Genomic DNA, 19,332 nt, shown 5'->3' with positions numbered 1-19,332 from the left:
AACACGTTCTTTGAATGGATGATAATTGATAGCGGACCCACGAAAACTACAGCCGCGAGGTTGGGGTTTTTGTGATTGATTCTTAAGAAAGAAAAAATAAATGAGAGTCTAGGAATTCAGACAATTATTGTAGTCTGGCGAGTATTTGACCTGGAGAAATCTGGGTGAAGAAAGCTGAGACGTATACTGGACCAAGCAATTGGGAAAGTATGAAAGTTTATTACAATGGAGAGTTTGATCCTGGCTCAGGATGAACGCTAGCGGCAGGCCTAATACATGCAAGTCGAACGGTAAATATTTAGCAATAGATATGAGAGTGACGTACGGGTGCGTAACACGTATGCAACCTACCCTTTACAGGCGGATAGCTCGGGGAAACTCGAATTAACCCGCCGTAATATAATTGGATGGCATCATTTGATTATTAAATCTACGGAGGTAAAGGATGGGCATGCGTCTGATTAGTTAGTTGGCGGGGTAACGGCCCACCAAGACGATGATCAGTAGGGGAACTGAGAGGTTGATCCCCCACACTGGCACTGAGATACGGGCCAGACTCCTACGGGAGGCAGCAGTAGGGAATATTGGTCAATGGATGGAAGTCTGAACCAGCCATGCCGCGTGCAGGAAGAAGGCCTTCTGGGTTGTAAACTGCTTTTGCCAGGGGATAAAATGACCTTGCGAGGTTAATTGAAGGTACCTGGTGAATAAGCCACGGCTAACTACGTGCCAGCAGCCGCGGTAATACGTAGGTGGCAAGCGTTGTCCGGATTTATTGGGTTTAAAGGGTGCGTAGGCGGCTTATTAAGTCAGTGGTGAAATACTCTAGCTCAACTAGAGGGGTGCCATTGATACTGATGAGCTTGAGTACAGATGAGGTAGGCGGAATTGACGGTGTAGCGGTGAAATGCTTAGATATCGTCAAGAACACCTATAGCGAAGGCAGCTTACTAGGCTGTAACTGACGCTGAGGCACGAAAGTGTGGGGATCAAACAGGATTAGATACCCTGGTAGTCCACACTGTAAACGTTGATTACTCGCTGTGTGCGATATACAGTACGCGGCCAAGCGAAAGCGATAAGTAATCCACCTGGGGAGTACGCCGGCAACGGTGAAACTCAAAGGAATTGACGGGGGTCCGCACAAGCGGTGGAGCATGTGGTTTAATTCGATGATACGCGAGGAACCTTACCTGGACTAGAATGCCCTTGACCGATCCAGAGATGGATTTTTCCGCAAGGACAAGGAGCAAGGTGCTGCATGGCCGTCGTCAGCTCGTGCCGTGAGGTGTTGGGTTAAGTCCCGCAACGAGCGCAACCCCTATTTTTAGTTGCCAACAGGTTAAGCTGGGGACTCTAAAAAGACTGCCCGCGCAAGCGGAGAGGAAGGAGGGGACGACGTCAGGTCATCATGGCCCTTACGTCCAGGGCTACACACGTGCTACAATGGCGTATACAGAGTGTTGCAAACCAGCGATGGTAAGCCAATCACAAAAAGTACGTCTCAGTTCGGATTGCAGGCTGCAACTCGCCTGCATGAAGTTGGAATCGCTAGTAATCGCGCATCAGCAATGGCGCGGTGAATACGTTCCCGGACCTTGTACACACCGCCCGTCAAGCCATGAGAGTCGGGAGGACCTGAAGGCAGTTGCTGTAAGGCGCTGTTTAGGGTTAAACCGATGATTAGGGCTAAGTCGTAACAAGGTAGCCGTACCGGAAGGTGCGGCTGGAACACCTCCTTTCTGGAGTTGTGTTAGTCTTGAACAACCTTTAAAGGCTGTTCGCCAAAGGACGCACAACGAAACGAAAACCGACGACTCTTATTAGGGTTCGCTATCAATTACATTTATTCGAGTTTATTAGGAAAGAGGACAAAATCCGGGCTTGTAGCTCAGGTGGTTAGAGCGCTACACTGATAATGTAGAGGTCCGTGGTTCGAGTCCACGCAGGCCCACGGTAAAAATGGGTTTGGTGGAAGGGCCCAGGACTTTGTAATGAATCAGGGGGATTAGCTCAGCTGGCTAGAGCGCCTGCTTTGCAAGCAGGAGGTCATCGGTTCGACTCCGATATTCTCCACTTGAAGAAGTAAAGAAAGACTGGTTAACGAGATGCGTTACCAGGACAATTGAAAAGTTAGAAAAGGTAAACCAGATCTGAGAGGACTGAAAAAAGTTACCACGTTATCAATCCCAATCGGCGGGCTGTATGAGATAAGCCATCTCGATGCCACCTGGTTGGAAAAAGATTGATGAAGGAGTTCATTGACATGCTGATGAAAGAGTAGTAAAAGAGTGTGTATGGGAGACGAAGTGATTCGTCAAACAATACATATAACTAAACGAGCACATAGGTGAGTCTTACCAAGTAATTGGATAAGACGTCGTTGAAAGAAGTAAATAAGGGCGTATGGGGAATGCCTAGGCTCTCAGAGGCGAAGAAGGACGTGATAAGCTGCGAAAAGCTACGGGGAAGCGCAAATAGCTATTGATCCGTAGATGTCCGAATGGGGCAACCCAGTGTGTTGAAGACACATTACCACCCGTAAGGGATGGAGCAAACCCAGGGAACTGAAACATCTAAGTACCTGGAGGAGAAGAAAACAATCGAGTGATTGCGCAAGTAGTGGCGAGCGAACGCGTAAGAGCCCAAACCGATTCAGTTACGGCTGGATCGGGGTTATAGGACCACATAATCTGACTAACAAGAAGTTGAACCGGGTGGGAAACCGGGCCATAGCGGGTGATAGCCCCGTAAATGTAAAATGTTAGAAGGAGGTGGTATCCTGAGTAGGGCGGGGTCGGAGACGCCCCGTTTGAATTTGCCAGCACCATCTGGTAAGGCTAAATACTCCTGAGAGACCGATAGTGAACCAGTACTGTGAAGGAAAGGTGAAAAGTACTCCGAATAGGAGGGTGAAATAGAACCTGAAACCATACGCTTACAAGCGGTCGGAGCTGAGAGATTCAGTGACGGCGTGCCTTTTGCATAATGAGCCTACGAGTTATTGTCACTGGCGAGGTTAAGGGCTTTAAGGTCCGCAGCCGAAGCGAAAGCGAGTCTGAATAGGGCGCTTAGTCAGTGGGAATAGACGCGAAACTTTGTGATCTACCCTTGGTCAGGATGAAGTTCCGGTAACACGGGATGGAGGTCCGAACTAGTAAACGTTGAAAAGTTTTTGGATGAACTGAGGGTAGGGGTGAAAGGCTAATCAAACTGAGAAATAGCTCGTACTCCCCGAAATGTTTTTAGGAACAGTGTGGAGGTTGAGTTTGTTACAGGTAGAGCTACCAATAGGACTAGGGGGAGTCACATCCTACCAAATCCTGATGAACTCCGAATGGTAACAAATATACTCTGCAATGAGGGCATGGGTGCTAAGGTCCGTGTCCGAGAGGGAAAGAACCCAGACCTGCAGCTAAGGTCCCAAAATCTACACTAAGTTGAACTAAGGCGGTTCAGTTGCTTAGACAGCCAGGATGTTTGCTTGGAAGCAGCAATTCATTTAAAGAGTGCGTAACAGCTCACTGGTCGAGCGACAGAGCATCGATAATAATCGGGCATCAAGTGTAGTACCGAAGCTCAGGATTTAGCAGCAATGCTAAGTGGTAGGGGAGCATTCTGACAGCGGCGAAGTCGTCTGGTAATGGACGGTGGAGCAGTCAGAAAAGCAAATGTAGGCATAAGTAACGATAAGGCAGGCGAGAAACCTGCCCACCGATAGACTAAGGGTTCCGCGGCAATGCTAATCATCCGCGGGTAAGTCGGGACCTAAGGAATAGCCGAAAGGCGAATCTGATGGCCAATGGGTTAATATTCCCATACTACCGTATTGAGCGATGGAGAGAAGGAGGAGTGACAATTCCGCGCCCTGACGAAATAGGGCGTTAAAAGATGTAGGTATATTTTCTGTAGGCAAATCCGCAGAGAATGCTGAAGTCCAACAGTACCAGGAGGCTCCGGCCGAATGGATAGAGAATGTAAGCAGACTTCCGAGAAAATCTTCTAAGCATATTGATACGGTACCCGTACCGCAAACCGACACAGGTAGTCAAGGAGAGAATCCTGAGGTGCTCGAGTGAGTCATGGCTAAGGAACTAGGCAAATTAAACCTGTAACTTCGGGAAAAGGGTTGCCTCTCTTTAGCAATAAAGAAGGTCGCAGAGAAATGGCCCAGGCGACTGTTTAACAAAAACACATGGCTATGCGAAATCGTAAGATGAAGTATATGGCCTGACACCTGCCCGGTGCTGGAAGGTTAAGGGGGGACGTTAGTCGCAAGGCGAAGCGTTGAACTGAAGCCCCAGTAAACGGCGGCCGTAACTATAACGGTCCTAAGGTAGCGAAATTCCTTGTCGGGTAAGTTCCGACCTGCACGAATGGTGTAACGATCTGGGCACTGTCTCAGCCATGAGCTCGGTGAAATTGTAGTCACGGTGAAGATGCCGTGTACCCGTCACGGGACGGAAAGACCCCATGCACCTTTACTATAGCTTCGCATTGACATTGGGTAGATGATGTGTAGGATAGGTGGGAGGCATTGATCCTGTGCCGCTAGGTATAGGGGAGTCAACGGTGAAATACCACCCTTTATTTATCTGATGTCTAATCCGCAAGACCTGCGGAGACAGTGCGTGGTGGGTAGTTTGACTGGGGTGGTCGCCTCCGAAAGTGTATCGGAGGCTTTCAAAGGTATGCTCAATACGCTTGGTAACCGTATGTGGAGTGCAATAGCATAAGCATGCTTGACTGTGAGACTGACAAGTCGAGCAGGGTCGAAAGACGGATATAGTGATCCGGTGGTTCTGTATGGAAGGGCCATCGCTCAAAGGATAAAAGGTACGCTGGGGATAACAGGCTGATCTCCCCCAAGAGCTCACATCGACGGGGAGGTTTGGCACCTCGATGTCGGCTCGTCACATCCTGGGGCTGGAGAAGGTCCCAAGGGTTAGGCTGTTCGCCTATTAAAGTGGCACGCGAGCTGGGTTCAGAACGTCGTGAGACAGTTCGGTCCCTATCTGTGATGGGCGTAGGAAGTTTGAGAGGATCTGACCTTAGTACGAGAGGACCGGGTTGGACCAACCGCTGGTGTACCGGTTGTGGCGTCAGCTGCATCGCCGGGTAGCTACGTTGGGACGAGATAAGCGCTGAAAGCATCTAAGCGCGAAACTCACCTCAAGATGAGACTTCCATTAAGGGACGTCAGAGACTATGACGTTGATAGGCTGCAGGTGTAAAGGCAGAAATGTCAAAGCTGAGCAGTACTAATTACCCGAACGCTTCAAGAAAGATAAAATACAATTTTATTCAGACGCACACTGTGTGCTCGTTTAACTCTTCTACACTGCTCTTTCATCAGACAACATGTCAACGATATTAAGTTTGAGCGTTGTTCGCATAAAACGAACGACAATCAGCTATGAACATTAAGACCCCTTGTGTAAAAACACAAAGGGCAAATCTTAAGGTGATCCCGATAGCTATCGGGACGGCGGGGATAAGCCCCCACCAACACCAAAGATCTTAAGGTGACTATAGCGGCGGGGATCACCTCTTCCCATTCCGAACAGAGCAGTTAAGCCCGCCAGCGCTGATGGTACTTGGATAACACCCGGGAGAGTAAGTCGTTGCCTATCTTTTATTTAAAAAGCCTTGTTGAGAAATCGACAAGGCTTTTTTGCTTTACATACGTTTTGCAAAATCAATTAGAAACATTTTGAATAGAATAATTCATTTAACGATTGTAATCTTCCTGATGGGATGTACAGGTCGAACGTTAACAATGGAGTTTAAAGTCGGCGGTACCGAAGGGGCCGTATACAACTTATTCGACGACTCTTCTTATTCTGTACTGGTCGAAGATAGTGTTACCGAAACAGGTAATGTAAGCGTGAATGGTGATACATTATTTCTATTAAAAGATGTTAAGTATAATATAACCAATAACCCCGAAGTTTTATTTCTAGTTGAAGACGATTCAATCTGCAGATTAGAATTGAAAGAAAAGCCAGGTCCTCATGGGGTTAGAGATCTGCCAGGTGATTTTGAGGTGCAGGATATTTATGAATATTTTAAGAAAGATTGTGAGGTTTTAAAGGTCTCCCGATAGCTATCGGGACCGCCAGGGCACTTGGATAACACCCGGGAGAGCCCGCCTTCGCTAAGGTTTCGGCGGGTAAATAAGTCGCGCGTCCGACCACTGGCGGATTGCCTATCTTTTATCTTGAAAAAGCCTAGCCAGAGCCAATCAGCAAGGCTTTTTTTTATACCCCTCGCTAAAAACGCCATCACCACCCAACCTCACCGCCGAAGGTGCCTTTGCGCTAACTTTGCCTGCCCGCCATAGCTTTAGCGAAGGAGGGCCCCGCGTCCTTGCCGATTGATTTTTTGACGCCTATATTCAACTTTTGAAACGCATGATCTGCCCGTGAAAAGACTCCCATTACTCATCACCATCGGTTTAACCCTGGTATTGGCCGGCGGCTACTTTTTATACGACACCTTCCTGCGAAAACCCGTTGCCAGCGTATGGGACCTCGTCCCCACCGAAACCATCCTCGTCTACGAAGGAAGCCCCTGCGAAACCTGCGTCGATCAACTCAAACACTCCCCCATCCTCAGCATCATCAACAAAGCCGTTCTCCCTGCCGAAGCCGACTCCCTCCGGAAAATGACCGACTTCGTCACCAGCCACATGATACCCGGCGCCCTCGTCTCGCTCCACGTTACCAAAAAGGACGACTTTGATTTCGTATTCTACATCCCGGCCACCCCCACCGTGGAACAGGAATTTAACATCGCGCTCGAATCCATAAAAAAAGGAAAAGCCGCCATCGATCTCTCTGAACACGAATACGGAGGCGTTCGCATCTACGAATTGTCCATGAAAAACAGAACGTTCTCGTGGATCAAGCTGAACCATGTCTGGGTGAGCAGCTTCGCGCCCATGCTCATCGAAGATGTTATTCGGACCTATAACGCCGACAAAAATTTCAGGACCTCCCTCGGCACCGTGTATCAACTTCCCAAAGTGAAAAGCGACGGGGGAAACATCTACCTGAACCTAAAAAACTTCACCCAGTGGTTTTCCCTCTTCACCAACGAAACACCGTCGGCCCTGGTGCAGCAATTCGGTCACTCCGCCATGCTGGATGTGAAGATCAGCGACAACAACGACTTCGTGTTGAACGGCTTTAGCATCGATAGCGCGAGCCGCCCGAACTACATCTTGTCATCGTTCAGCAGTCAAACGCCGGTGCCGTTCACCCTAAAGCAATATGTATCCAATCGTGCCCTCATGTTTGCCAGCTATGGCATCAGCGACGGCGCAAGTTTCACGCGCGACCTGGAAGCCTTCACAAAAAAGAATACCTACATCCGCGACACGCTTCAACAGATCGCCCGGTCGTTGAAAGTGGACGCCAACAAACTCCGGAGCAACCTCTCCGGCGAATTGGGTGTTTGCTGGATGGAATCGAAGGGGCAGACCACCTCCAAGATACTCATCATCAACACCCAGAAAGGATCCGACGAATGGATCGGCGCCTTCAACTCCCTGTCGCAACAGCTCAGCATCGACACCGTCTTCTACGAAAAATATTCTGACTACGAAATTCGCGAGCTTCCGCTCTACCGGTTCCCCGAAAAGATCTTCTGGCCACTCGTCTCCGGATTTAACACCAGCTACTACACGAAGCTGGGCAATGCCATTTTTGTCGGCGAGGACCTGGAAGAGCTCAAGCGTTTTCTCGAGGACATCGACCACGAAGACACCTGGGGAAAATCGGTCGCGCAGAATAAATTCCTGGAGACCACCCTGCTGGAATCCAACGTGAGTTTGTATGTCAACACGCCCCGTGTCTGGAGCGTTTTGGAGACCTCGTTGCAGCCGCGCTGGAAGAAATTTATCCAGGAGAACCGGCCGCTGTTAAACTCCCTGCAGATGGGCGCGATCCAATTCAGCCATTTGAATGACAGTTACTATACCAATGTATCGTGGTCCTACAAAAAAGCTGCAGGAAGTAAACCCGATAAAACAGAAGGACCGGTCGCTGCCGAAACCGACGCCTCATCCAAGTCCATCACCAACTTCAATCAGGCCGTATCAAAATTCTTTGTGGTAAAAAGCCATGCCAGCCGCGAAAGCGAAGTGCTGGTACAGGATTCTTCGCGCAACATAAGTCTCGTTACGCCTGCAGGTAAAGTGCTTTGGAGTCTGGCTGTTGATGGCCCGATCATGGGAGATGTGCTACAGATCGACTATTTCAACAATGGCAAATTGCAATACTTCTTCGCCACTCCCGGCGAGTTGCACGTCGTGGACCGTCTTGGAAAATACGTGCAGCCCTACCCGGTAAAGATCAAGGAGCGCGACATTGAATTTGTGAGCATCGTCGACTATGATCACAGCAAAAAGTATCGCTTCCTGGTGACCGGCAAGTCGGGCAATCTCCGGATGTTCGACAAGGAAGGAAAGAACCTGGAGGGATGGCAGCCGAAGAACCTGGGCGGCTCACTTTCCTCTGCGGCAAATCATCACCGTATCCGCGGAAAGGACTACATCGTCGCCGTTCAGGAAGATGGAGATGTTTACCTCATGAACCGTCGCGGGGAAGTGTTAAAAGGCTTCCCGCTCAATCTCAACGCGCGTCCAGCCGGTGACTATTATCTCGAGTCGGGCAACAGTCGCGAGAATACCTATTTTGTAGTGATCTCCCGCGATGGTTTCCGCATCAAGTTCACCATGGATGGCAAGGTTCACAGCCGGGAAACTTTGCTGAAAAATGTAGTGGATGCCCAATTCAGATTGGTACGCGAAGAAAGCTTCAAAGGCTACCTCGTCGTGCGCCAGGAGAGCAAGCAACTCACGGTCTTCGACGAGAACCTGAAAGAGATCGTGGTCAGCGATTTCATTGCCAACAACCCAACCGAAATTCAATACCTCGACTTTGGTGCCGGTAAATCTTTCATCGCCATCACCGACAAAGGACAGGAATTATCGTTTGTCTACGATGGCCAGGGTAAACTGCTCTCTCCCCTCCCCATAGAAAGCAGCCACGTAGCGGTGAGACCAATGGATTTGGATAAGATCCTGATCTTCTCGGCACTCGGGAAAGCCCTCACCATAACGCCCATGTAATACGGCATGGCTATACGCCGACGGACTCTAAGAATGCCCCAATAGCGTCATAAATCAGGTGTAACTCTTTCGCGGTGATAACATAGGGAGGCAATACGTAGATCGTGTTGCCCAGTGGCCGCAGCAAAATGTTCCTTTCCAAAAAGTAAGGGTAGATGGTCTTGCGCAATGCGTTGGCGTAGGAGCTTCCTTCTGCCGTATTCAATTCAATGGAGAGGATCGTGCCCAGCGATCGCGCAGCCTTCACGTTTTTATGCCCCTTCACTTTGTCCCGGAACGACGCATGCTCGCGAGTGATCATATCGATCTGCTCTCGGCACGATTCCCGCGTCAATAGCCGGAAACTGGCGTTCGCGGCCGCGCAGGCAATCGGGTTGGCCGTGTAGGAATGTCCGTGAAAAAATGTTTTGTCAAATGCACTGGAGGTAAAGGCAGCGACAATTTTTTGGGAACAACTCGTCACGCCCAGTGCCAACGTGCCACCGGTAATGCCTTTCGAGATGGCGAGAATGTCGGGTTGTTGCTGGAGATGATGAGAAGCAAATAATTTTCCGGTTCGTCCAAAGCCGGTAAATACTTCATCGGCGATGCAGATAACATCGTGCGCTTGTGCTTCGCGGATGAGGACATCCAAAAACTCCGGCGCGTACATGCGCATGCCACCTGCGCCCTGCACCAACGGTTCAAAAATGAAAGCCCCTACCTCATTTGTAGCCAGCAGATTTTTAAACTGTGCAAGAACGGCTTGCTGATTGTCGGCCGTGGGGAAATCAATAAATGAAACGTCAAACAAGTACGGGGCAAAGGGATCGGTGAACATTCCTCTTTCACCCACCGACATCGATCCGAACGTGTCGCCGTGATAGGCTCCATCGAGGGCAATCACTTTTCTCTTTTTGATGTCCTGGTTATGCCAGTATTGGAACGCCATTTTCAAACCTACTTCCACAGCGGTGCTCCCGTTATCCGAAAAGAAGATCTTGGCTTGATTCGAAGGCAGGATCGTCATCAGATTTTTGGCCAGGGTAATGGCGGGCTCGTGCGTAAACCCGGCAAAGATCACGTGCTCCAGCGTCGAGGCCTGTTGTGCAAGGGCTTGAGCAATTTCCTTATTCGAGTGTCCGTGAATATTCACCCACCAGGAAGACACCGCGTCCATGATCTTGCGGCCATCGTGCGTATGCAAATAGATCCCTTCCGCAGAAGTGATCAACAGCGGATCGGTCGCTCCTAACAACGGTGTGAAAGGATGCCAGATAATATTTTTGTCGGTTAGCAGTAATTCGTTCATAGCAGCGTGGATCTGAGTTGATCGCTATACTTTGAAAGCGTTGTCGGGTCGATTCGGTTTTCTTTGGCGATCCGCAGCAAGCACCGCAGACCGGAGTGTTGAAGAATGATGCGTTCGCTTTCAGGATTTGATTCACCATTAAAAATAATGCCTTTCACGGGGAGCTTGCGCGCGGCCAGCGCCTCACACGTCAGCAAGGTGTGATTGATGCTCCCCAGGTACAGATCGGCCACCAGGATGATTTCCGACCGAAAGCGCGCCGCCAGGTCAATCACAAAATCACGATCATTCAAGGGCACCAGGCAGCCCCCTGCACCTTCGATCACCAGGCGGTTGTCGGTGGCGGGCAGCGTGAAATGTTCCAGGGTGATATTAACCCCATCGATGCGGGCTGCGGCGTGCGGCGACGCAGGAGTATGCAACAAATAAGCTTCGGGATGAATGACGGTTTTTTTGTTGGAGAGAAGACTTTTCACCGTATCACTGTCCTTGGGCAAACCGGCTTGAACAGGCTTCCAGTAATCGGCTTCCAGGGCTTCGCAAAGAAGGGCGGACACGAGCGTCTTTCCGCTGTCGGTGTCAATGCCCGTAACGAAATAGTTCATGCGGCAAGTTAACCGTTATTCGTCATTCCGGAGACGATAATTTTTTCAGTTCCTCCGTCAACCCCAGGATCTGTTCGCCGGTATTGTAGGTGTGAAGACAAATCCTCAACCGCTCCAAGCCCGCCGGCACCGTGGGCGATAAAATGGGCCGAACGTCATACCCTTTGCCTTGCAGCTGTCCGGCCACGCGCCGGATGTTGTCGTTCCCCGGGACGATCAGCGTTTGAATGGCGCTGTGACTGATCGTGCGCTCTGCAAGACCCTCCACCGCCTTCACGTATAGTGAGATCTTTTCTCGAAGTACTTGCTGCAGCTGAATGTTTTCTTTCAAATAATCAAAAGCACAGTCAATGGCCGCGACCTGTTGCAAAGGCATGGCCGTAGTGTAAATGAACGGCCGGCTAAAATTCACGATATAATGCATCAAGGTTTTCGATCCCGCCACACACGCGCCGTGCAAACCCATCGCCTTTCCAAAGGTGTAGACACGAACACCGATCCTGTCTTCCAAACCCAGCGATACCGCCAGGCCACTCCCATCCAAACCCACCACGCCGGTGCTATGCGCTTCATCCAGTACAACAATTGCGTGATGTTTTTCAGCCAGGTCGACCAATTCGGCCAGGGGGCATTGATCGCCGTCCATCGAATAGATCGATTCCACGACAATGAACACCTGGCCCTGCGCATGCTTCAGCTTCGAGGCCAGATCATGAAGGTCATTGTGTTTGAAATTTAGTCGCTTGGCCAAACTCAACCGCGCACCGTCCTTCAGGGAAGCGTGCGACAGTTCATCATACAAAATAGTATCCCCCCGCTGGGGAAGCGCGGAAAGCACCGCGAGATTGGCATTGTAACCGGAACCAAACAAAAGAGCCGATTCGCTTTTGAAAAGATGGGCCAGTTTTTTTTCCACGGCCTCGTGCTGCGGCGAGTTCCCCGACAACAAGCGCGAACCCGTGGCGCCATTGGGTTGGGATGGTCCAACGTGTTCATGAATCCGTTCCGCGAGCGTTGTTGAGCGGGCCAGGCCAAGATAGTCGTTGGAGGTAAAATCGATCAGGTGGGGATCGTTATGGCGTAGCGTCCTCAGCAACCCCATCTCCGTCCGGTCGTCCAAACGTTTTTTTAGCAGGGCTTCCAGCGTGTTCATCACCCTCTTTTTATTTGCCCCTGCTTTTCTCCAACATATCCCACATGGCATCGGGGATCAATTCGAGGTGACTGAACTCGCCGCCATTGCGCAGCCATTCGCCACCGTCGATGGTGATGACCTCGCCGTTGATATAGGCAGAGTAGTCGGACATCAGGTAGGCCGCCAGGTTGGCCAGCTCCTGGTGTTCGCCGACGCGTTTGAGGGGGATGCGATCGGCGGGGTCGAATTTCTTTACCAGGTCGCCCGGCAGCAAACGGCTCCACGCACCTTCGGTAGGGAAGGGGCCGGGAGCGATGGCGTTGCTTCGGATCTTATACTTGGCCCATTCCACGGCCAGCGACCGGGTGAGCGCCAGCACGCCTGCTTTGCTGCAAGCCGAAGGCACAACATAGCCGGAGCCGGTCCATGCATACGTAGTCACGATGTTCAAAAACGTGCCGGGTTGTTTCTTGGCAATCCAGTGTTTGCCTGCCGCCAGCGTTGTGTAGTAAGTGCCTTTCAAAACGATGTCCACCACAATGTCGAAGGCGCGGTGTGAGAGCCTTTCCGTGGGGCTGATAAAATTTCCCGCGGCGTTGTTCAGGATGCCGTGAATCTGCCCGAAGGCAGCTTCGGTTTGCTGGAGCATGTTCTCGATCTCTTCATATTTCCGGACATCACAGGAAACGGCCAGCACTTTTCCTCCCGTTTGTTTCATCAGTTCGTCGGCGGTCTTTTGAAGGACTTCCAGCTTGCGGCTGGTAATGACCAGGTTGGCACCCAGTTCGAGAAAATACTTGCCCATCGATTTGCCGAGGCCGGTGCCACCGCCGGTAACAATGATTGTTTTGCCTTTTAAAGAATCGGGTTTTAACATGCCTTCCATGCGGTATCCATTTAAGGTAGAAGAGCAAGTTCAGTTTTTTTGAAACGGTATGCAAATGGTTTAGGCTGCCCGTTAAATGCTAGCCACCGCCGCAGGGATAGAACAACGTGAAGATGTCCGGGAACATCGCCCGGACGCGATGCAGCAAGGGCTCGCGGAACGTGTTGGCCAGGGATTGAATCAAGATCCCTGTCAAGCGCTATACAGATGTCCGTGCTAGTATTCCATCAATTCGATCTTCCGGAAATCGATGGGATGGCTGTTGGATTGCAGCGAGATATATCCATCCTTCACCTTATCGTCGGTCCCCTGGATCAGGGTTTTGGCGATCTCGTTGGTGGGGTCGTAACGGGGGTTCGCGAATTGAAGGATCTCTTCACCATTCACAAAATGTTTGATCTTGCCGTCGCGTATATCGATTTCCAGGGTAACCCATACGTCGCCGTGGAAGGTGCGTTTCACGATCGGTTCCGTGCAAAAAGACGCGTTGCGTTTGCCGTCAATCTCCACATAGGTGCCATTGGCACATAGCTCACCCGTTGGACGTTCGTCTTTGCCGTTTCCGCCGTGCAGGTTGTACTCGAGGCAAATGGGGAACGGTTGGGTCAGGCCCAGGGTGGCCGGTGCCTGGCAGTGATATTGCACACCGCTGTCGCGGAAACCCCACGAAGGTGCGCCGGGTGCGGTCTCGCCTACAAACCGGTATTCTACTTTGAGACGATAGTTGGTGAGCTTCTTGTTGTAATACAGCGCGCCGAAGGTGTTGTCAAAACTTTTGTATTGATCGTAGCGGATGCTGAGTATGCCATTTTCCACCCGGAACGTGTTGCCGAAATTTTCCCCAAGCGGATGCCCCACGATCTTCATCTTCCACCCGTCCAGATTTTTGCCGTTGAAAAGGCTCACCCATTTCCCTTCTTTTCTGGCCGGGCGGTCGGCGTCGGGACGAAAGGCAAACAAGAGAAAGGGAACAACAAGCAGGAGAAGTTTCTTTTTTGACATGCCGGGTCGGTTTTTTGGTGAAGATGTAATTTAACAAGAAAGGGTCATACCGCCAGCTGATTTAGGTTGGACTATTGTTTTGACCAGGGCGCTCCAAACAAGCGAGAGTGGCTCCTTGGAAATCAAAATAAAGCAATTCATTATCAATGATTTACAAAGGGGGTGATGGCCTCTGGACAAACTGCAATCCCATTGCAGTGGCTCAACCTATACTAGCGGCGATTTTCCGAACACATTCCGGTTAGTCGTCTCAACATGAAGAGCCTCTGTCCCGGCTACGCGCCCTCCGCTTATTTTTTCCGTCGGTTATGGATCCTCGTGCTCGCGGTCTCTATGTATCAGAAAGCTGCTGGCGTGCCCATCACCAATGCTAACTTCTTCAACGTTCTCCCCACCACCTTTTGCCCCGACGACCGGTGGTTTGTTGCTAAGATTCTCGCGCCCTCCGATGTCGTAGGGCCGTCGACCATCAACGGGGAGAAATATGAAATGCTGACCAATTTTTCTCCGTCGATGAAAGACCCCGCGGGAGCGTATGTCAACTTTTATGAGGACAACGGACTCCAGGTGAAAGTTGCCGAAATACTGATCAATCCGTACCTCCTGAGTCAGCGTGCTGGATTCGGGCAGTATACGCTCTCTCTAACGTACAAGCGGACGGTCATCCGGTATGACCCCGCGGCACCGGGCAATATCTCAGAAGGCGCAGTCACGGTGGTGAACTTGTCTTTTACATTCGGGATCGTGACGAGCCCGGTCACCTTCAATTTCCGAACCCTTAACAATGTGGATGGCGGCACGATCTGTAACAATACATCCGTCATCGAATTAAATGCCACGCCCGCGGGAGGCGACTACAAAGTGAATGGCAGTTTGTCTGGGTTGAGTTTTGTCGGCAACAAAGTTCTGCTCGATCCCAAGATCCTGGACTACACCACCAGCGTCACCTATCAATATGGAAGCGGCACGTGCTCTATGCTGGAGACGCAACTGACCATTCTCCCGGTTCCTGATATCAGCTTTAGTATCGCCGAAGGTTGTCTGGGAGAAGAGATCCCGTTCGCTATCTCGGTGCAGGCACCGCCGCCACCACCCAATACCTACGGTTGGCAATTCGAAAACTATTTTTGGGAGTTTGGCGACAGTCCGGCGCAGCCATCCCAGGTGTGGCCACAAAGTGTTCCGGATCATCATGCCTTTCAGCATACCGGATATTATAATGTCAAACTGAATTTTAAAACCGTTTTCACGCTGGGCCCCGATCACCCCTTTGGTTGCCCCGGCGTTTTTGAAAAGGGAGTCGTCATAAAAGAAGCGCCCGTCATCGACTTCACGTGGGAAAATGTTTGCGTCGATCAAGCCACGGTGTTCAAGGGGGCCTTGCAAGGTCTCAGCACCACCAACGTAAAAGATATTCTGTGGGATTTGGATGGCACCGGCTATCAATCCGGAACATTGAATACGAATTTCACGTACGCTACTCCCGGCATTCACGAAGCAAAATTCAAGGTAACGACGAGTAACAACTGCTTCCAGGAAAAAGTAAAGGAAGTATACAAGATGCCCGTAGTAGACGCTTCTCAACTTCCCTATATTCAGAACTTCGACACCGGCAATGGCGATTGGCTGCAGGGCGTAAACGAAAACCTTCTGGCTTCCTCGTGGACCTGGGATGCTCCCACCGGCTTTGTGCTCCAGGGCGACGCCTCCGGTTCGGGGAAGGCTTGGTTCACGCAATCTTCCGCCGTACCAAACCTGCACTATGGACTAAACGAAAAATCGTGGGTGCACAGTCCTTGTCTCGACCTAAGTCAAATGAAAAGTCCCGTGCTCAGCCTGAATCTTCGGAGCCTGCTGCAGGAACAGATCGACGGCGTGGTCATTCAGGTGGACTCCAGTGGCAAAGCGTTCGACGATGCGGAGTGGATCACCGTCGGCGATATGGATGAGATGCATGGCTGGTACGACCATCGCGGCATTCCCGGCAATCCGGGGAACCAGAAGCTCAACCAATATGGATGGTCCGGTAAAAAAGATGAAGTGGGTTGGCGATACGCAGCGGTACCGTTGGATGGTTATTTGCCGGCCCTTCCCGCCAACCGGAAGCGAATGCGTTTTCGCGTGGCCTTGGGAAGTCAGGATACCAACCTGATGGCACCGCTGGATGGTTTTGCGTTTGACAATTTCGCCATCACCGAACGCGATCGCATCATTCTGGCAGAGTGGTTCACCCACGTTTCCCTCACCGCGTCAAACGATTTGTTCAACGCCTTTTCGCTGATCAAGGGAACTGACGAGGTGAAGCCCGGTATGGTGCGGATGGAATATCATTTGAACGCGTTGAAAGCCCCGGAGGAAGATCCCCTCCATGCGCAAAATCCACCGGTGCACAATGCGCGCGCAGCTTACTATGGTGTGACCAACAATTTGCCATTGCTGGTTTTGGATGGGACGCCCATCGCCAACCCGTTTCCAACCGAGGCGCAAACAACCTTTGACAACGACGCGCTCGAAGTGTCGAAAGTGCGTTTCGATGCGGTTACTGCGCAACAAAACGTGGGTGGTGTGGTTGATATTGATGTGCGCTATTCCGTTCTCCAGTCCGTTGCACCCGACTCCCGGATCCGCGTGGCCGTTGTCGAAAAAGTTGTCGGGAGCAATTCCACGGAAAGTCACTATGTAGTGCGCGCCTTGTTGCCCGATGTGACGGGGACACGGGTTGGTGATCAGGCTCAAATACCCACTACAAAAACGCTCCACATCACCTGGGAGCCCGACGCATCCCAGTTCAACAATGCGGCATCCCTCGCCCTCGTCGCCTTTGCACAAGACGATGACACCCGGCAGGTCTTTCAATCCCTGTTGATGGATAATCTCTCCATAACCCCGGTTCCCATAACGGCCACGGAACGGGAGGTGAAAATGAAATTCAATGTCTATCCCAATCCAGCCGATGCGTTCATTCAAGTCGACAGCAAAACGACGGACATAAACTTATACAATGCCCTGGGCGAGGAAGTGTCGGCACCTATCACACTCCATGACGACGGTCAGCATATGGACGTAGGGCGTTTGCCGGAAGGCGTATATATCCTTCGCATCAATGATTGTGAGAATGTCACTTTGCATAAAGTACTTGTTGTTCACCGCCAGCGGTGATCGGCGCTAAGGCTGTGGAACAAGTTTGACGACCAGCGTACTTTTTTGATTGGCTTTCAATTCCGTTTCAAACCCCACGATAGAAATTCCAGGATTTGGAGCGTCATAGGCATGCTGGGATTGCGAGGGCCAGGTTTTCAATTCAACACGTTTGGGTGATTCGATGACAAGGAGTGCTTTTTTTCCGTCAAGCGATAGTTCAATGGTATTTGCATTCAGGAATTTTGGCGTTGCCGCCGTCACCAATGTCCAGCGGATGCGGGCCGGTTGATTGGCGGTTTCAACTTCATCCCTCACCTGCAGAAACTTCTCTTTTACGATAGCGATCTCCCGGCTGGATCTTTTCAGATCGTCTTTGAAGATCTCCGTCAGATCGATGACGGCTCCCAATTTGTCAGCGCTGGTAAATGTTTTGACGAGAGGCGCGAAACCCTCAACGCGGTGGAGCTTGCCGTTTACGGTGAGCGTGTTGTGCGCAAAATTGTTGTACCGGAAAACTTCCCAGCGCTGCCCGGTCTGGCTTCTGTTCCAGAGATCGACGTTTTCTTTTTCGAGCGAGTAATATTCCTGCATGCCCAGATCCATAGCCCAGCGCACGCCCGCCGCTTCAAACACAAACGACCCGGCATCCATGTGGGCGTGATTGGTGGAAGCGCTGCCGCCCTTGGCGCCCAGGTATAGTCCTTCGTTTTCATGCCATTTCGTGCGCACCAGCACCACAGGCGTTTTTCCATGACCCACCCAGATCTTGGATTGGGGTGGAGCAATGCCGTTGGGTTTCAGCCCCGATCCGAAAATGATCATGCAGGGAAGCAGGCGGTCTTCCGCAAAATCCAACGCCGGTTTTTTCAAGTATTCTTGCTCTACCCACAGCAAGGACGGGTCATTCGTTTTTTTTGCAAACCAGTACATCATGGCATCGGCCTCGCCTTTTTCGCGTGCGTCGGAGAAATTGAAGCTGGCGCCGGTGGGACCGGTCATGTACTCCATGAACCGGGCCGAAGCCAGGAAGCCGGGAAGTTGCGACAGACCTTTATCCGTGCCAAGGGCGGATTCCAAACCGGCGTTTAGCATCACCTGGAAACCTGTGCCATAACCCCAATAGTTATAACCCTCCGGGTAGGCGCCGTCGGGGTCGTAGGCTTTCATGGAAAGACCGATGGTTTGCATGCAGCGTTCCAGCATTTCGGTGGCCAGCACGGTGTCGGTTTCGTAAAGCGCGAGTGCGCCATAGGCCATACCTGCATTGCACACCTGGTTCCAGTTGTGGTCGGCTTTGAGAAACCAGTTGTACTGCTCGTCTTTCGAGGGCGTGAACCCCTTCTCGATGATCGCTTTGCGGATGGTTTCTCTTGAACTGGGTTGGAGCACATCGAACAGCCAGTCGTAGCCGAGGGCCAGGGCCATGGTCATTTCGCCCACGTCGAGAAAGTGCGACGGGTTCCAGTCGGCAAAGGCGCTGGCGGCAAGCATTTCCTGTTCGGCCCGCTGACTGTAGCGTTTTTCGCCGGTCAAGCGGTAGGCGTAGGCGAGGTAAAAGATACGTTTCAGGGCGGTGCGGGAAACGCCGAGAAGCCGTTTGCCTTCCAGTTTTCGTTCCACTGTGGGCGCGATCATAAATTGCTCACACGCATCCAGGATGTAGCGGTGCACCCGGAGCATCGGCTCGTTCGTCTCCAGGTTTTTGCGGACCTCTTCCGCTTCTCCTTTTTTTAAGAGTAGCCTCGGATGGGGAGCCATGCGGGAATAATCGAAAGATTGAGCGCAAGTCAGCCCGATTGTGCACGCCAGAAAAAAGGAGAGAAGTGGTTTCATAGGTATGGAGACGATTTCCTAAAGTGCCATTTGACACCCGTTCTCTAAAATAACATTTATATGACATCTTATCCCTCCCATGCGTGATCAGGTTCGGTGCTTATTATTTCTGTGGAGATTTCTCAACAGGTCATCTCGAAATCAGGATTCTTGTATCTACAGGAATGGGCGACAGAGAGGAGTTGAGTTGGGATGAGGACGCCGGGATCGTGCCCGCGCAGGTAAGGTTTTGCCTGGAAAGTGGCTGCTTTTCAAGGCAACGTTCCATCGCGACGATGTTTTTTGGTTTGGGATGGGCAGTTA

The 19,332-nt window shown here is 51.2% G+C and carries 9 protein-coding genes, 2 tRNA genes and 3 rRNA genes; 8 read left to right on the top strand and 6 right to left on the bottom strand.

Going from position 1 to position 19,332, the window contains the following annotated elements; all coding sequences use genetic code 11:
* The first annotated feature begins 222 nt into the window (after nt 1-222).
* The 7 genes from BUB30_RS19830 (at nt 223) to BUB30_RS19800 (ending at nt 9,136) form a co-directional block, all read left to right on the top strand.
* Nucleotides 223-1,742, top strand: a 16S ribosomal RNA gene (locus tag BUB30_RS19830).
* Nucleotides 1,743-1,880: 138 nt separating this feature from the next.
* Nucleotides 1,881-1,954, top strand: a tRNA-Ile gene (locus tag BUB30_RS19825).
* Between the two features lie 48 nt (nt 1,955-2,002).
* Nucleotides 2,003-2,076, top strand: a tRNA-Ala gene (locus tag BUB30_RS19820).
* A gap of 310 nt (nt 2,077-2,386) precedes the next feature.
* A 23S ribosomal RNA gene (locus tag BUB30_RS19815) occupies nt 2,387-5,285 on the top strand.
* Nucleotides 5,286-5,521: 236 nt separating this feature from the next.
* Nucleotides 5,522-5,633, top strand: a 5S ribosomal RNA gene (gene rrf / locus BUB30_RS19810).
* Together the 16S, 23S and 5S rRNA genes with 2 tRNA genes alongside form the textbook arrangement of a ribosomal RNA operon.
* Nucleotides 5,634-5,713: 80 nt before the next feature.
* Nucleotides 5,714-6,106, top strand: a complete 393-nt coding sequence (locus tag BUB30_RS19805) for a hypothetical protein (RefSeq protein WP_143164990.1) — start codon at nt 5,714-5,716, stop codon at nt 6,104-6,106.
* 318 nt (nt 6,107-6,424) lie between these two features.
* Nucleotides 6,425-9,136: a hypothetical protein gene (locus BUB30_RS19800; RefSeq protein ID WP_073137220.1), complete on the top strand. Its 2,712-nt coding sequence runs from the start codon at nt 6,425-6,427 to the stop codon at nt 9,134-9,136.
* A gap of 10 nt (nt 9,137-9,146) precedes the next feature.
* Here BUB30_RS19800 and bioA read toward each other — a convergent pair whose 3' ends face one another.
* The 5 genes from bioA to BUB30_RS19775 all read right to left on the bottom strand — a co-directional run bounded on the left by bioA (nt 9,147) and on the right by BUB30_RS19775 (nt 14,055).
* The gene (gene bioA, locus BUB30_RS19795; RefSeq protein ID WP_073137218.1) at nt 9,147-10,427 is read right to left on the bottom strand and encodes an adenosylmethionine--8-amino-7-oxononanoate transaminase; all 1,281 of its coding nucleotides are present in this window, start codon (nt 10,425-10,427) and stop codon (nt 9,147-9,149) included.
* Nucleotides 10,424-11,032, bottom strand: coding sequence for a dethiobiotin synthase (gene bioD / locus BUB30_RS19790; RefSeq protein ID WP_073137216.1), 609 nt, complete (start codon nt 11,030-11,032; stop codon nt 10,424-10,426). Before bioD ends, bioA begins: the two co-directional genes overlap by 4 nt.
* A gap of 22 nt (nt 11,033-11,054) precedes the next feature.
* Nucleotides 11,055-12,185 carry an aminotransferase class I/II-fold pyridoxal phosphate-dependent enzyme gene (locus BUB30_RS19785; RefSeq protein WP_073137214.1) on the bottom strand — a complete coding sequence of 377 codons (1,131 nt, stop codon included), beginning with the start codon at nt 12,183-12,185 and terminating at the stop codon, nt 11,055-11,057.
* Between the two features lie 10 nt (nt 12,186-12,195).
* A complete protein-coding gene (locus BUB30_RS19780; protein WP_221408745.1) occupies nt 12,196-13,053 on the bottom strand; it encodes an SDR family oxidoreductase in 858 nt (285 codons plus the stop codon).
* 216 nt (nt 13,054-13,269) lie between these two features.
* Complete coding sequence (locus BUB30_RS19775; RefSeq protein WP_073137212.1) at nt 13,270-14,055, bottom strand: 3-keto-disaccharide hydrolase; 786 nt, start codon at nt 14,053-14,055, stop codon at nt 13,270-13,272.
* Nucleotides 14,056-14,310: 255 nt separating this feature from the next.
* On the opposite strand from BUB30_RS19775, the gene BUB30_RS19770 reads away from it, so the two are divergent.
* The gene (locus BUB30_RS19770; RefSeq protein WP_084138245.1) at nt 14,311-17,214 is read left to right on the top strand and encodes a T9SS type A sorting domain-containing protein; all 2,904 of its coding nucleotides are present in this window, start codon (nt 14,311-14,313) and stop codon (nt 17,212-17,214) included.
* A 6-nt stretch (nt 17,215-17,220) separates the two neighbouring features.
* Here BUB30_RS19770 and BUB30_RS19765 read toward each other — a convergent pair whose 3' ends face one another.
* Nucleotides 17,221-19,029 carry a heparinase II/III domain-containing protein gene (locus BUB30_RS19765; protein ID WP_073137208.1) on the bottom strand — a complete coding sequence of 603 codons (1,809 nt, stop codon included), beginning with the start codon at nt 19,027-19,029 and terminating at the stop codon, nt 17,221-17,223.
* Nucleotides 19,030-19,332: the final 303 nt, after the last annotated feature.

Source organism: Chryseolinea serpens, assembly GCF_900129725.1.
Lineage (GTDB): Bacteria > Bacteroidota > Bacteroidia > Cytophagales > Cyclobacteriaceae > Chryseolinea > Chryseolinea serpens.
Note: the sequence above shows the minus strand (reverse complement) of the source record. Positions and strands in the feature narration are given on the sequence as shown.

Coding starts and splice junctions, on each gene's coding strand:
- BUB30_RS19770 (WP_084138245.1), top strand. CDS start 14,311: ATGAAGAGCCTCTGTCCCGGCTACGCGCCCTCCGCTTATTTTTTCCGT.
- bioD (WP_073137216.1), bottom strand. CDS start 11,032: ATGAACTATTTCGTTACGGGCATTGACACCGACAGCGGAAAGACGCTC.
- BUB30_RS19780 (WP_221408745.1), bottom strand. CDS start 13,053: ATGGAAGGCATGTTAAAACCCGATTCTTTAAAAGGCAAAACAATCATT.
- bioA (WP_073137218.1), bottom strand. CDS start 10,427: ATGAACGAATTACTGCTAACCGACAAAAATATTATCTGGCATCCTTTC.
- BUB30_RS19775 (WP_073137212.1), bottom strand. CDS start 14,055: ATGTCAAAAAAGAAACTTCTCCTGCTTGTTGTTCCCTTTCTCTTGTTT.
- BUB30_RS19765 (WP_073137208.1), bottom strand. CDS start 19,029: ATGAAACCACTTCTCTCCTTTTTTCTGGCGTGCACAATCGGGCTGACT.
- BUB30_RS19785 (WP_073137214.1), bottom strand. CDS start 12,185: ATGAACACGCTGGAAGCCCTGCTAAAAAAACGTTTGGACGACCGGACG.